At 44.9% G+C, this 13,740-nt stretch carries 11 protein-coding genes; 1 reads left to right on the plus strand and 10 read right to left on the minus strand.

Annotation, left to right across the window (positions count from 1 at the left end; all coding sequences use genetic code 11):
• Positions 1–7: 7 nt before the first annotated feature.
• The 8 genes from ABD949_RS16020 to ABD949_RS16055 form a co-directional block, all read right to left on the minus strand.
• A complete protein-coding gene (locus tag ABD949_RS16020) occupies positions 8–1,126 on the minus strand; it encodes a glycosyltransferase (RefSeq protein ID WP_345244861.1) in 1,119 nt (372 codons plus the stop codon).
• 8 nt (positions 1,127–1,134) lie between these two features.
• Positions 1,135–2,094, minus strand: a complete 960-nt coding sequence (locus ABD949_RS16025) for a glycosyltransferase family 2 protein (protein ID WP_345244862.1) — start codon at positions 2,092–2,094, stop codon at positions 1,135–1,137.
• 3 nt (positions 2,095–2,097) lie between these two features.
• Positions 2,098–2,760 carry a class I SAM-dependent methyltransferase gene (locus ABD949_RS16030; protein WP_345244863.1) on the minus strand — a complete coding sequence of 221 codons (663 nt, stop codon included), beginning with the start codon at positions 2,758–2,760 and terminating at the stop codon, positions 2,098–2,100.
• 27 nt (positions 2,761–2,787) lie between these two features.
• A complete protein-coding gene (locus ABD949_RS16035; protein ID WP_345244864.1) occupies positions 2,788–3,990 on the minus strand; it encodes an ABC transporter ATP-binding protein in 1,203 nt (400 codons plus the stop codon).
• Positions 3,991–4,032: 42 nt separating this feature from the next.
• Positions 4,033–4,917 (minus strand): ABC transporter permease, encoded by an 885-nt coding sequence (locus ABD949_RS16040; protein ID WP_345244865.1) that lies wholly within the window; start codon positions 4,915–4,917, stop codon positions 4,033–4,035.
• 2 nt (positions 4,918–4,919) lie between these two features.
• On the minus strand, positions 4,920–7,178 hold the full coding sequence (locus ABD949_RS16045) for a polysaccharide biosynthesis tyrosine autokinase (protein WP_345244866.1): 2,259 nt from the start codon (positions 7,176–7,178) through the stop codon (positions 4,920–4,922).
• A gap of 128 nt (positions 7,179–7,306) precedes the next feature.
• Positions 7,307–8,122 (minus strand): polysaccharide biosynthesis/export family protein, encoded by an 816-nt coding sequence (locus ABD949_RS16050; RefSeq protein ID WP_345244867.1) that lies wholly within the window; start codon positions 8,120–8,122, stop codon positions 7,307–7,309.
• Positions 8,123–8,366: 244 nt separating this feature from the next.
• Complete coding sequence (locus ABD949_RS16055; protein ID WP_345244868.1) at positions 8,367–9,641, minus strand: nucleotide sugar dehydrogenase; 1,275 nt, start codon at positions 9,639–9,641, stop codon at positions 8,367–8,369.
• Between the two features lie 170 nt (positions 9,642–9,811).
• Here ABD949_RS16055 and ABD949_RS16060 point away from each other — a divergent pair, with 170 nt between their 5' ends.
• On the plus strand, positions 9,812–10,621 hold the full coding sequence (locus ABD949_RS16060; protein WP_345244869.1) for a hypothetical protein: 810 nt from the start codon (positions 9,812–9,814) through the stop codon (positions 10,619–10,621).
• Positions 10,622–10,918: 297 nt separating this feature from the next.
• Here the strand turns inward: ABD949_RS16060 and ABD949_RS16065 are convergent, their stop codons facing one another.
• Positions 10,919–12,376 carry an OmpA family protein gene (locus ABD949_RS16065; protein WP_345244870.1) on the minus strand — a complete coding sequence of 486 codons (1,458 nt, stop codon included), beginning with the start codon at positions 12,374–12,376 and terminating at the stop codon, positions 10,919–10,921.
• Positions 12,377–12,586: 210 nt separating this feature from the next.
• A complete protein-coding gene (tgt, locus tag ABD949_RS16070) occupies positions 12,587–13,717 on the minus strand; it encodes a tRNA guanosine(34) transglycosylase Tgt (RefSeq protein WP_345244871.1) in 1,131 nt (376 codons plus the stop codon).
• Positions 13,718–13,740 lie beyond the last annotated feature (23 nt).

Here is a 13,740-nt window from a genome sequence, read left to right on the forward strand (position 1 = left end):
CGTCTTTTCAGCTTGCCTCAATTACTTTATTAAATAAATTCAAATATTCAAGTTGTAAGCTATCCCAAGAGTAGTTCTTGTATGCGTAAATTATTCTACTACTCTTGAGCTGCGAACTTTGAGTAATAGGTAAAACCTCTTCAAATAAAAGCCTAAGACCTCCGATCTTACTCATATCTGTTTTGTAACAGTAAATGCCTAACAATTCACGTGTCACATCATAATCATGAACTAGAACTGGGAGGCCAAATGCCAAAGCCTCAATATACACTCTACCAAAGCCCTCTCTTAGAGAGGCTAATACAAAATAATCTGCAACTTGATAAAACAAACTTATTTCATTAGGCTGAACTCTACTATGTTTAAAATTTTCGCCTAACTTTTCTTTACCATAGGTGATTACTTTATCTGATTCACTTTCAGTCTCACCTACAATTAATAAAAATATATCATTCCTATTTAAAGAAGCTACCTCCTCAATAACATAATTCATTCTCTTGTGGTAGCTATTCACAGCCCCAACAGTAACTATAATCATTTTATCAAGAGGTAGCTCAAGAGCAAGTCTTAGATCCGCTTTAGCTGGCTTTTCCAGAGAAGGTTCTATAAAAAACCCATATGGAACATATAATTGCGTTTCTCTTTTCTCTCCTTGTCTAATTGCCTTCTCTCTGTATGTATTCAGACATTGATGAACAAAATCAAATTTGTACGGGGGGTCTAATGGTAAACCGTTGGAAAAAACAAGCTTATATTTAAACCCTTTAGGTATAAGACTTCTAAAATTTAAAAGAAATATACCAAAATAATAATCAGAGAAAAATATAATCTTAGGCTTATACTTGAAAATTTTTGGTATAATGCTTATGAAAAAAGTAAACTGTTCCACCATGTAAGGGTCTCTTCTGATTATTCTGCCTATTAATTTAGCGAGTAGGCCCTTCCTCTTAAAATTCCATAGTGTGAATTCTCTCTTCGCTTTATCATTTTTCCCAGCACCTTTAAATAACATGAAGCAAATTCCATTGTCTTTATTTATTGAGTCAAACAGAGCACGAGAGAAAGTCTCAAACCCTCTATAAATATTCCCAATTCCTGAGCAAGCAATAAATACCTTCTTCTCCATTCTTAACTTCACTTTGTAAAACAGTAAAACGACTTTTTTACTCCTCTAATAAGGTATAAAGTCGGGTTACTATACTTGTAAAAAATATTAAGAATACTTTTCATATACTTAATCCAGAGAATAATTCTAGAAGCTCGCGTGTACTTTATCCCGCTAATTTCATGCTCAAGAAGATCCACATATGTGCGTTTTACAATGTCGGTTTCATCCTTAAATAAAACTTTAACTTCTCTGTAAACTGCTCTCGCAGATTTTAAGTAGCGTAATGTTCTTATCTCAGTACTCTCATATTTTATATGTCCTTCTGAATACGCCTTTTCATGTCTCCTAAAAGTACTTAAAACCTTATTCAATATATAAACTCTTCCTCTAGTTAATGTATAAAAGAATAAAAAGTAATCAATGTACATATCTATATCCTCCATGATAATTGAACTCTTTATAATTGACATTCTACAAGAAAAGCAGGATCCCATACAAAAAGTAACTCCGTTGAACATGCTTTTTCTATAAAGGTCGATTCCAATCATTGAACGATTAACATAATGGTGTTTATGTAACTGTGGAATGGATACATTATTTTTTACTTCCCACCTGTTAGGCACATGACTAACCTGTACTACATCTGGATAATTATTGTATATTTGAATGGTGTCTTCAATACAATTTGGGTGATAGAAATCATCAGCGTCTAGGTTGAACAAATAGTCTCCAGTACTTAACTCTATACCTTTTTTTGTTGCGCTTGCCTTACCTTCATTATTCTGATAATAATATTTAATGTTACTCTTTTTCTCTAAGTATTTTTTAACTAGGGCCTGTGTGTTGTCACTGGACCCATCATCTACGATCACTATCTCTACTTTATCCTGTGGGTATGTCTGATTACAAACGCTTTCTATTGCATCACCAATGTATTGGCCATAGTTATACGTAACTATAAGTACTGTAACATTTGGAAAATTCATAATCTATTTTTTTACTGCAACTATAGCAAACTGCATAAATTTAAACTCATCAAGATATCCATTGGTAATAAGATTGAGAGCTTTAAATTTCTTTGATTTAATATTACAATTTATGCCTTCTATAATTTCTATGTTATACCCACTTTCATTAAAGAGCCTTTCTATACTTCTTTTGGTAAAAAACCTTAAATGTGTTTTATCTAAAATGCCATGTTCAGAATATTTAAAGTCTTTATCTCTGAGAATAGAATATATATTTTGAAAATTTAAAAAATTCGGTATGGACGCCACAACTTTACCCCCTTGAGTTAACAACATTCTTAAATCTTTTAATAACGTATACGGATCTATTAGATGCTCCAGGACATCGTTAAAAATAACCACATCGTATTTATTTTCCATACCTTCGCTGCTACTTATAAACTCTTCTGCCGTTATTTCATAAACATAGTTTAACCGGGTCCTTGCGATATTTGCATATTTACTTAATGGTTCAACACCTATATAATTGCAATCAAACTTCTCTTTCACTTTTGCAGCAAAGCTCCCATCGGCGCATCCAAACTCCAGTATATTTTTCACACCAGTATCAATGTACCTTAACATTTCCGGCCTTGGATAACTATAATAAAACTCCTTATTAACTATGGGCTTTTCACTTTTCATCTTGAACGTCATAAATAATTACACTGCCTAAAGCCAAGTGTACTTACCAAACACTTTGCCATAATCGTAATCTCCATGTACATTGAGTTTTGAACCGTTATCTACTACTTCAAAAGTACATACATCATCAACTATATCAATTTGAACAACTTGCGGCTTATGGATAAACGCTTTTATTGTGTATCGCCCTCTCACCAAAAATTCTCTCTCAATTCTAATAATCATATTCTCTTTCCTTATAACACCAGATTCAGCAGCAAAAACCTTCGACTTGTCTGAGCTTAGTACTAAAAGGAAAATATTATAATCATGTTTTTCTTGAGAAACGTTAAAACCAATATTAAAGCTTATGTAAATTGGTTCATCATGTAAGAATATCCCTTTCCTATTGCCATTCTCATCACATATAGTAATTTTTTTAAAAAAAAGATCGCTACTTTTAGTTATTTTGCTCTCATAAAGTGCTTCCTTAGCTAAATTATTTTGTAAATATTTATCTATTACAATGGATGTATTATCCTGTGAAACTATTTTACCATTCTCTAGTAGTATAGACTTTGCGCACAAATTCCTCAATGCGCCTGTATTATGACTTACAAATAATACTGTCCTTCCACTTTTACTCACCTCATCCATTTTTCCCATACATCTTTTCTGGAATTCTGCATCACCTACAGCTAACACTTCATCAATTACAAGAATTTCAGGTTCTAGATGCGCGGCTACTGCAAACGCTAATCTTAACTGCATTCCACTCGAGTATCTTTTCAAAGGAGTATCAAGAAAGTATTCTACTCCGCTAAAGTCAACTATTGCATCAAATTGATCTTCTATTTCCCACTTGCGTAAACCGAGAATCGAGCCATTCAGGAATATATTCTCTCTTCCTGTTAACTCAGGATGAAATCCAGTTCCTACTTCTAACAGACTCGCCACCCTCCCCCGGCACGTGATCCATCCCTTTGTTGGAGGAGTAATTTTCGATAAAATTTTGAGCAGTGTTGATTTACCAGCTCCGTTGCGACCGATTATTCCAATACTTTCCCCTGGATAAATATCAAAAGTTATGTCCTTAAGCGCCCAGAATTCAGCATCCTCCCATTGTTGCTTAACTCGTTTAGATACTGCTCTGAAGGGATTTGATAAGACATCTCTGAGGGCCAGATAACGATCCCGCTCACCTACTCTATACTTTTTAGAAAGATTCCTTACCTCTATTATTGGCTTCATTCCTTAAACACCTTCGTAATCTCCCTTACCTACCCAACTTTTCTAAGCTAAATCAGCGAAATAGGCTTCTGTCTTCCTGAATACATAAATTCCCACCATAAACAAAAGAATAGCTGAACCTACACTGATGCTTACCAGATCCCAGCGTATTGAGCTACTCAGGAAAGCGGCCCGGGATAAATTAATGGCACCTGCCATAGGGTTCAGTGCAATTACATACTGAGCCGTTTCTGAACGAAATATCGATGTCGAATACACTACTGGATTAATAAACATCAGAAACTGAATCAAAAACGGAATCGTATACTGAAAATCCCGATACTTTACATTTAGTGCAGCTAGCAGTGTACCCAGACCGAATGTAGCTATTACTGTTAATATCAGGCTGAACGGCAACAGTAATATTATCCGAGCCAGATTGACAGATTGATGATAGTAGAGAAGCAAACCACTGTAAACGACTAGCGCCATTACAAAATCGAATACACTTACTAAAATTGCCGACATAGGTATAATAAGTCGGGGAAAATAGATCTTTCGGATAATATTGGCATTAGTTACCATACTATTAGCCGAGCTTTGCAGTCCACTGGCAAATATATTCCAGAACAACAGTCCTGAATAGGCAAATACAGGATAGGGTATGCCGTCTGTCTCGACGTTGAGCCCTTTTCCAAATACCAACGTAAATACGACAACTAGTGCTAACGGCTGCAGAATAGCCCATAAAAAGCCTAAAGCAGCCTGCTTGTATTTAACTTTTATATCACGCCAGGTAAAGAAGTAAAATAGTTCACGGTAGTGCCAGAGTTCCTCCAGGCCCAGCGAAAAACGAGCTGGAGGTTCAATTCTGTATTCAACCGGGTACAGATCTTTCAGGTCTTCTACCTCCTGGTTTATTGGTTCAAATTGATTTTCCGTTACCATTCCTATACTTTATCTTTTAGCCGGATAAATCGATTATACCAATGCCCTGCCTTACCGTTTACTTTTTCTTCAACGTGATAACCGTTTCGATAGTCATAGCTATACCCATCGTATCCGTAGCCATAGCTATAATCGAAATCTTTGCCCGCCTGAATACCATTGACGAGTAAAGCCAGATTTTTAAACCGCTTCTCCTTATAGTAAGCCGCTACGTTTCTTAAATATGATTTGTTGGTGTAGAGGTATCGAAGTACATACAGCGTAATGTCGGCATGAGGGGCCAATATTTGCGCATCGCTTACCAGCCCTATCGGTGGTGTGTCAATCAGGATTACGTCAAACTGCTGTCGTAGTTCAGCAAATAACTGCCGCATTCGGCTGCTGCTGAGTAGCTCTGACGGGTTAGGAGGTACCGGCCCACAGGGTAAAAAGTATAAATCTTGATAATCAACTACGGATTGGACAATTGACTCTAGCTCTACCTGGCCGGCCAAATAGTTGGACAGGCCAAAGGTTTTATCACCATTCAGATAGCGATGAAGCTTAGGTTTGCGCATATCCAATTCGAGCAGAATCACTCGCTTTCCTGTAAAAGCCAGACTAGCCCCCAGGTTTAAGGATATAAATGATTTACCTTCTCCACTGACGCTGGAGGTGATCAGGATACATCGGCTTCCGTCGTTAGCAGTATCAAAAAACTGCAAATTGGTACGGAGTGTACGAATCTGCTCCGCCAATATAGTCCGGCTGGTAGCTGTAATCTGCAATGGATCGGTAGTGTTAGACTGAATGATTTCACCTACAATTGGAGCTTCAACAGCAGCTTCGACCTGTGCCTTCCGGCTGAGTTTAGTATTTAGGAAATCAGCCAGCCAGAAACCCGCCACTGGAATCAATAGACCCAGCACCAGCGCAAAGGCGTAGAAGTTTTTCTTGACTGGCCGACTGGGATTATGATTGGCAAGGGCCGGGTCGACTACCCGAATGTTGGAAACCGCAGCCGCGTAGGATAAAGCTGTTTCCTCTCGCTTCTGCAGCAGAAAATTGTACAGGTTAGTTTTGATGCCCAGACGCCGGGATATTTCCAGCAAAACCCGCTCTTTTTCGGGTACAGTCCGAATCAGGCTTTCAACCTGCCGGTTATTTGTCTGAAGTTTTTGCTGGTTATTCACCAGAATTTTGCGCAGGGCACTAATGTTGTCGGCAAGGTTTGCTTTGGTTAGTCGGATCTGGTTGTCCAAGGCTTCTACGGCCGGGGTTGTTTCCGGCACGGTTTTAACTAATTTTTCGCGCTGTACTTCCAGATCCAATACTGTTCCTACCAAAACGTTGAGAGTAGGATCAGCCAGCCCAAGTGTAGCCGGTGCCAGATTACTACGGCTGGTTTTGCCACCTATATATCTGTCTAACTCCTGAAGCGCCCCAAGCTGCAGATTGATTGTACTGAGTTCTTTATCTGTCTCCTGTGCTTTAGCGAGGAATAAAGAAGACTCAGCACTAAGATCAACAATACCAGCCCTCGCTTTATAGCTCTGTACTTCTCTCTCTACATCGCGCAGTTCATTACTGATAATTCCCAGTCGGTCCTCCACAAAACGCAGTGTATTGGTAGCGACTTGGTTCTTTTGCTGAAGCGAAACCAGATCATAAAAATGGATTAGTCGGTTTAGGTATGCTTCCCCCCTATCAGGTGCGGTATCCTCCAGATTAAGGTATAGCACTGATGATGATCGGCTGGCTTGAGATACCCGCAGTCGGTCTACATAAGACTTTACAGTCACATTTTTAGGGCGTAGAGTAATCTGTAGTGTATTATAATGGATCGGTACAGAATCATTTCGTTGAAGGGTTACACGACCCAAGGGTGTTTGCACCGGGCGATTATACGGATGAGAAACCTCGTCAATAACAATCTCTTGTTCTCTCAACTCCACCTCAAAGGGTTCATCATAGGCGGATGGATCAGGAGAGTGAACTAGCAGTTTAACAGGAGATCTCTTAAAAATGTCTTTTGTTTTGAGACCATCCTTTACTGTATAATCGACATCAAGACCTAAATTTTCAACCACTTTACGAGCTAACGTATACGATCTCAGTATTTCAATTTCATTCTCCACAATTTTTGCTGAAGAAAAGATGTCGAGTTGCTGCATAAACTCTCGATTACCGGCTTCAGCGGCATTTTCATCATCCAGAATGACTATACTGGCCCGGACGTTGTAGCTGTACTTTAATGGAGTAACAACAAAAAAGGTAACCACCAGTGCTACCAGTACGGAAAGCAGAAACCAATACCAGTTTCTAACATACTTCTGGAGCAGAAACCGAAAGTAATCTTTGTTAATGTCAGACGACTTATTAAGAAGTTCTGTCATACTCGTACCGGCATCTACCGGCGAATAATGTTAGCATACGTAAATACCAAAAGAGTCACACCACTGACTATAGTGGGCAACCAGGGAAAGAAGTTGCCTGCCAATAACTTCTTAGATTTCCTAGTGGCTATATATATGACATCGTTCGGCTTCAAATAATAATATGGCGAACTAAACAGGGTACGGCTACGCAGGTCTACCCGGCCAAACGTCCGCTGCCCAGCCATTTCGCGTACGACCAGCACATCTTCCCGTTGTCCAAACTGGGTCAAATCGCCCGCTAAACTAAGAGCCTCAGTTAGGGTAATTCGCTCGTTCTGCACTGTGAATACTGAAGGCTTTGCCACTTCTCCCAGCACAGAAACTTTAAAATTTAATAGCCGGACGGTTACATAAGGCTCGCGCAGGCTAGTCAGTAGTTGTTCACTTAACCTGCGTTCCAATTCGGTCGTAGTCAGGTCGACTACTTTAATCCGGCCCAGCTTGGGGAAGTTAATAGTGCCGTCTTCGCTCACCCGATAGCCAATCGGCAGGTTATTTTCTCCGCTGGTACTGCCTACAGTCAGACTGCTACCCACAAATGGGTTAAACTGCGCGTCGGCCTCCTTGCTCAGGCTAGATACATTGATGGCGATAATGTCGCCCGGTGCCAGCCGGAACACGTACTGGTCTTTAATGGCCGTGGCTACACTGTCGGCCGTAGGTGATTCCGGTTGGAAATAGGTAAAATTGTCAGTCGGGCCGCTACCGCTTCGACGGCTGGTTTGGCACGAGGCCAATATCATACCTAACAGCGCCCAAAGGCTGAGCTGGTAAATGGTTACGTTCATTCAGGTATTTACTATTCGTCGGCCGGTGATGGGTACGCCGGCCTGTTTCAGTACAAGTTATGTTTTAACACCCCCTGCCCCCCTTAAAGGGGGGATGCTGTCGCCTGCTATAGGGGTCGGCGAAGCCTGAACATTAATTACAGAAACTTTATAATCAAAAAGTTACCTTACCTATACTCCTCCTTCAAAGGCTGTGATAAACATGCGCCAGCCCTCTCCCCCCTCAAGGGGGGACCAAGGGGGGTCAAATCCGCAACGTCACCAGCTCCCGATCCAGCACGGATTTCAGATCATACACCACACTCTGGCTGCTTTTCTTCAGCGCTGAAATGTCAAGCTCTTTGAACTCCCGATGCGCTACGGCCAGGATAATGCCGTCGTAGCTCCCCTCCGTCAGTTGCTGACAGAGTTGGATACCAAATTCTTTTTCCACTTCAGCCGGCACCGCCCAGGGATCGTAGATCTGCACGTTGATGCCGAAGCTTGTGAGCTCGGTACAGATGTCGGCCACCTTGGTGTTCCGGATGTCGGGGCAATTTTCCTTGAACGTAAAGCCCAGGATCAATACGTTGCTACCGTGAATATGGATGCCCTGCGACGACATTTTTTTGACCAGTTTGTTGGCCACGTGCATCGCCATATCGTCGTTCACCCGACGTCCCGACAGGATCACCTGCGGATGGTAACCCAGGCTTTGCGCCTTATGCGCCAGGTAGTAAGGGTCCACGCTGATACAGTGCCCACCCACCAGGCCGGGCTTAAAGTTCAGGAAATTCCACTTGGTGCCGGCCGCTTCCAGCACGTCCATGGTATCGATGCCCATGCGGTCGAAGATTAGAGCCAATTCGTTGACAAACGATATGTTGACGTCGCGCTGGGCGTTTTCGATGGCTTTTGCAGCCTCGGCCACTTTGATGGACGGAGCCCGGTAGGTTCCGGCTTCGATAATGGAGCCGTACAACCGGTTAATAAAATCAGCCGCTTCGGGCGTGGAGCCGGAGGTAATTTTCAGGATTTTCGTCAGCGTCCGCTCTTTATCACCGGGGTTTATTCGTTCGGGCGAGTAGCCGCAGTAGAAATCGGTATTAAAGGTCAGGCCGCTATGGCGCTCCAGAATGGGTACGCATTCTTCTTCGGTACAGCCGGGGTAAACGGTAGATTCGTAAATGACCACATCCCCTTTGGCCAGGAGTTTACCGACCATTTTGGAGGCATTACGCAGAAATGACAGATCCGGCTGCTTGTATTTATCGACGGGCGTCGGAACGGTAATAATGTAGACGTTGCAGGCCGCCAGTTCGTCGGGATCGGCCGTAAAACAAAGGTTTTTGCTGGCCAGGAAGGTTTCCGGAGCCGTTTCGCGAGTGTGGTCGTGCCCCTGCCGGAGGTCACCCACCCGGTGGGTATCGATGTCATAACCGATCGTGGGATATTGTTTACCGAACTCAAGGGCAAGGGGCAGGCCAACATAGCCTAATCCGATAATGGCAATTTGTATATCTTTTACAAAGGTCGTCACAGTGGTATATGGACAAACTACAGATTACCTGCCAGTACTAGCAGTCTACAAATCTACTAAATAGAAATTAAAGTGCAATTACTACTCTACTTGTTTGCTATACGATTAAAGTTAGAGGCCGGCAACGCAGTTATATACAATATTTTACTATTTTCGTCACCATATGTAATATGAAGCAAGTGCTTATGAAAAAACTGTACCTGTTACTCTTCATGAGTACCACCTTATTTACGCTTTGGACCGATTGCTTTGCGCAGCGAACTCAACCATCCTACAACACAAAGCGAAAAGAAGAAGATGTGCCGGCCAGTGTAACGGTGCGGGGTGGCGCCACCGTACTATTTGGCGACCTGAATGAACAGGCTCGGGACTGGAGTTATGGAATGGATATTAAAGTTCCAATAACCAGGGTCATTGCGGGTCAGATAATCTTTGACCGGGGCTTTATGCAGGCTCGTGAAAGTAGCTTTTATATTTCGAAGGCTAAAGCACAGTTTGCGCAAATTGCCCTTGCTGGTTCTATTGACTTATTACGTCTCTTCAAATTTGAAGGAACCCATTCGGTGCTGGACTTTACTACTGGCGTGGGATTAATCTACTTCCATACTAAGGCTTATGACATATTAACAAACAAACTTCAACGTTATACCAGTGATTCAACCAGTCACCACTCCCCCGACGGATATAAAATTACTAGCCCACCCAATATACGGTATACCCGTGAGCTGGTTATTCCAATAGGATTGTCGTTTCATAAAGCAATGAGTGAACAAATAAGTGTTCATGGAGGAGTCAGACTTAATTTGGTACGGACTGATAAGCTTGATGCAACGATTGATAACGATAACTCTACCTATATAGATCCATTAGGAAAAAGAACGCCTAATAACGGTGGCTGGATTTACGGCAACAAATACGAAACTAATACTAATGATAACTGGCTGCTGATTTCCGCTGGTCTGACGTATTTCTTCCGTTGATGCGTCGTTCTCTTTTCTGATAGCCGAAAACAGGAGTCATCCCGAATTTAAGGGATGACCAGCCCCGCCAGGGGCGAAACATCGGTAGAGAAGCCATAATCCCAGAAAGCCTAAGTAAGCCCCGGATGGGGCGTAACATGCCGTAGGGCGGTTGTTACGCCCCATCCGGGGCTTGGTGTTGGCACGCTAATTCCCTGGTGCTACCGATGTTTCGCCCTTAGGGGCTGGCCTTGTGTCGGTACGTACAAAAAAAGCCCCGCATTGCTGCGGGGCCAGATTATTATGGCTCAATCTCGTTTACGGCACCAATCTTAACTCAACCCGGCGATTCTTGGTCAGACCGGGGCGGCTGGTGTCGCCCACCGGCTTGAAGGAGCCGAAGTAGTCGACGACGATGCGACTGGGGTCGTTCAGACCGGCGCGAACCAGGTACTGCCGGACAGCCTCAACCCGGCGACGCGACAGCGCGATGTTGTAGCGGTCAGACGCCCGGCGGTCGGCATGGCCGGCCAGTTGCAGGCGGCACTGGGTTTTGTTCATCAGCTCGACCACTTTGTTCAGCATGTCGTAGAACTCCGGCTTAATGACGTTTTTGTCGGTGTCAAACTGCACGTTGGTAAAGATCTCGGCGCAGGCTACACCCGGCAGGGCGGCACTCACGTACTTGTCGAAGTCGATGGCTTCACCGGCTCCGGAGACGATGCTGCCGGCGGGCGTATTCGGCTGACGGTCGAAGTAGTCAGACACACCGTCGTTGTCGGTATCGGTCAGCAGGCGCGGGTCAATATCTTTCGGGCGGTTGGCTTTGGCGACCGAGTCGATCTGCTCCAGCGTCAGGATTACCGGCGGCTTGATGAGCGACTTCGGATCGGTCCAGCGCAGGTGGTAGGTACCCAGCGTGGTATCGTATTCGTATTTACCGTTTATTTTCTGCACCCGGATCGCCCGCTTGCCGAGTTTATACGTCAGCATGACCGCTCCGTAGCCGTAGCCGTCGACGTTTGAGTTACCGCGCTTCATCTCAGTGGCCGTCAGGCTGCCCCGTGGCCCCACCGGATCGAACACGCTGGAGGCATCGCCCCCGATGGTCGCATCCAGTTGTTCGGTATTGGTGCGGTTATAGCGGATGTCGAGGCCGAGGTCAAAGCGGGGGCTCAGTTCGTAGTGAACACCCAAGCCGACAGGTATAACCAGCGTGTTGCGGTTGGAGGCATTGCGAACCACCCCGTCGCCGGTATTACCGGTATACCGGCGCACCCGGCCGGTGCCCAGTTCATAAGCCGTGGATTTAAAGGACATCAGCCCGACCCCGGTATAGACGTCAACTTTCCAGTGTTTCATTTTATTGACCCCGAAGAGCAGGCTTTTCAGGTTGACGCTGCCGGTCAGATCCCCCTGAAGGTATTCGGAGCGGAAATAGGAGAAATACTGCCGGCGTTTCATCCCGCGCAGCGTGCCGTAACTGCCGCCCAGTTGCAGGCCAAAGAGGTGCGATAACTGTTTGCCTACCGTCAGGCCACCGAAATAAGTACCCCGCTCACTGGCACTGTCGAAATTATTGAGACCCACCGGATAGTAATCGTATTCGCGCAGATCACCGAAGAATTGAGTCGGGCCGCCGTGGATAGAAAGCGACCAGGTATTCATTTTAGCAGGACCTTCGTAAGATGCCTTAGGGTTGTATTGTGCATATGCCCCTGCCGAAATCAATGTACCCAATCCTAATGCCTTTACCAGAAGGGATACTTTTTTCATGTGTCTCAGGTTATTGTTAAACAGATAAATCGAACATCAAGTGTGAAAAGAACAGGACCAGAGATATAAATAATCCGGTATACGGGCCGTTTATTCAGCCGTTAGCCGCAAAGCTATGTATTTTCATTAAGTTTACAAACAAGATTCCAGACCCAATGTTTGGCCCAAATTATGAATTCTTTCTGATAGCGCAATGAACATATTATAATTCTATAAACGCTTCATCAGGCGGGTCGTCATGTCATTTTTCCATGAATTATAATCACCGGCCGCGATGTGTTGCCGGGCCTCCCGAACTAGCCATAAGTAGAAGGTCAGGTTGTGCAGACTGGCAATCTGAGCCCCCAGAATCTCCTCCGACCGGATCAGATGCCGCAGGTACGCCCGGCTATACTGCGTACTGGCGTAACCACCCAGCGCGGCATCGATGGGACTGAAGTCGTTGCGCCACTTCTCATTCTTTATATTAATGACCCCTTCGGTGGTAAACAGAATGCCGTGCCGGGCGTTGCGGGTCGGCATCACGCAATCAAACATATCGACGCCCAGCGCAATGGCTTCCAGGATGTTAGCCGGCGTACCCACGCCCATCAGGTAGCGGGGCTTGTCGGCGGGCAGGATCTCGTTCACGATGGCGATCATCTCGTACATCTGTTCGGCCGGCTCCCCCACCGCCAGTCCGCCAATGGCGTTGCCTTCCCGGCCGTGGCTGGCGACTACTTCCGCCGACTGGCGTCGCAGATCCGTATACGTACTGCCCTGGACAATGGGAAACAGCACCTGCCGGTACCCGTAATGCCCCTGGGTCTCGTCGAAACGGGTAATGCAGCGCTGCAGCCAGCGGTGGGTCATGTCCATCGACCGGCGGGCGTAGTCGTACTCGCAGGGATAGGGCGTACACTCATCGAAGGCCATGATGATGTCGGCCCCGATGGTCCGCTGGATGTCCATCACGCCCTCTGGTGTAAAGATGTGGGCGGAGCCGTCGATATGCGATTTAAATGTCACGCCCTCCTCTTTAATCTTCCGCGTGTTCGACAGCGAATACACCTGGTAGCCACCGCTATCGGTCAGGATAGGCCGCTGCCAGCCGTTGAAGCGGTGCAGCCCGCCGGCCTGGCTCAGGATGTCGAGACCGGGCCGCAGGTACAGGTGGTAGGTATTGCCGAGGATGATTTCGGCGTTGATGTCATGTTCCAGTTCGCGCTGGTGAACGGCTTTAACGGTACCGGCCGTGCCCACCGGCATAAAAATAGGCGTCTGTATAGGTCCATGATCGGTCGTCAGCGTACCCGTGCGGGCCTGCGACTGCGGATCAGTCTGGTGAATCGTAAACGTCATAGGTTGCAAAGTTACGGCGCTCC

The organism is Nibrella saemangeumensis (genome assembly GCF_039541915.1).
Classification (GTDB): domain Bacteria; phylum Bacteroidota; class Bacteroidia; order Cytophagales; family Spirosomataceae; genus Nibrella; species Nibrella saemangeumensis.

What these genes read in the sequence shown, in the direction of transcription:
- tgt (WP_345244871.1), bottom strand. Translation starts at nt 13,717, where the DNA reads ATGACGTTTACGATTCACCAGACTGATCCGCAGTCGCAGGCCCGCACG.
- ABD949_RS16050 (WP_345244867.1), bottom strand. Translation starts at nt 8,122, where the DNA reads ATGAACGTAACCATTTACCAGCTCAGCCTTTGGGCGCTGTTAGGTATG.
- ABD949_RS16040 (WP_345244865.1), bottom strand. Translation starts at nt 4,917, where the DNA reads ATGGTAACGGAAAATCAATTTGAACCAATAAACCAGGAGGTAGAAGAC.
- ABD949_RS16065 (WP_345244870.1), bottom strand. Translation starts at nt 12,376, where the DNA reads ATGAAAAAAGTATCCCTTCTGGTAAAGGCATTAGGATTGGGTACATTG.
- ABD949_RS16020 (WP_345244861.1), bottom strand. Translation starts at nt 1,126, where the DNA reads ATGGAGAAGAAGGTATTTATTGCTTGCTCAGGAATTGGGAATATTTAT.
- ABD949_RS16035 (WP_345244864.1), bottom strand. Translation starts at nt 3,990, where the DNA reads ATGAAGCCAATAATAGAGGTAAGGAATCTTTCTAAAAAGTATAGAGTA.
- ABD949_RS16025 (WP_345244862.1), bottom strand. Translation starts at nt 2,094, where the DNA reads ATGAATTTTCCAAATGTTACAGTACTTATAGTTACGTATAACTATGGC.
- ABD949_RS16060 (WP_345244869.1), top strand. Translation starts at nt 9,812, where the DNA reads ATGAAGCAAGTGCTTATGAAAAAACTGTACCTGTTACTCTTCATGAGT.
- ABD949_RS16030 (WP_345244863.1), bottom strand. Translation starts at nt 2,760, where the DNA reads ATGAAAAGTGAAAAGCCCATAGTTAATAAGGAGTTTTATTATAGTTAT.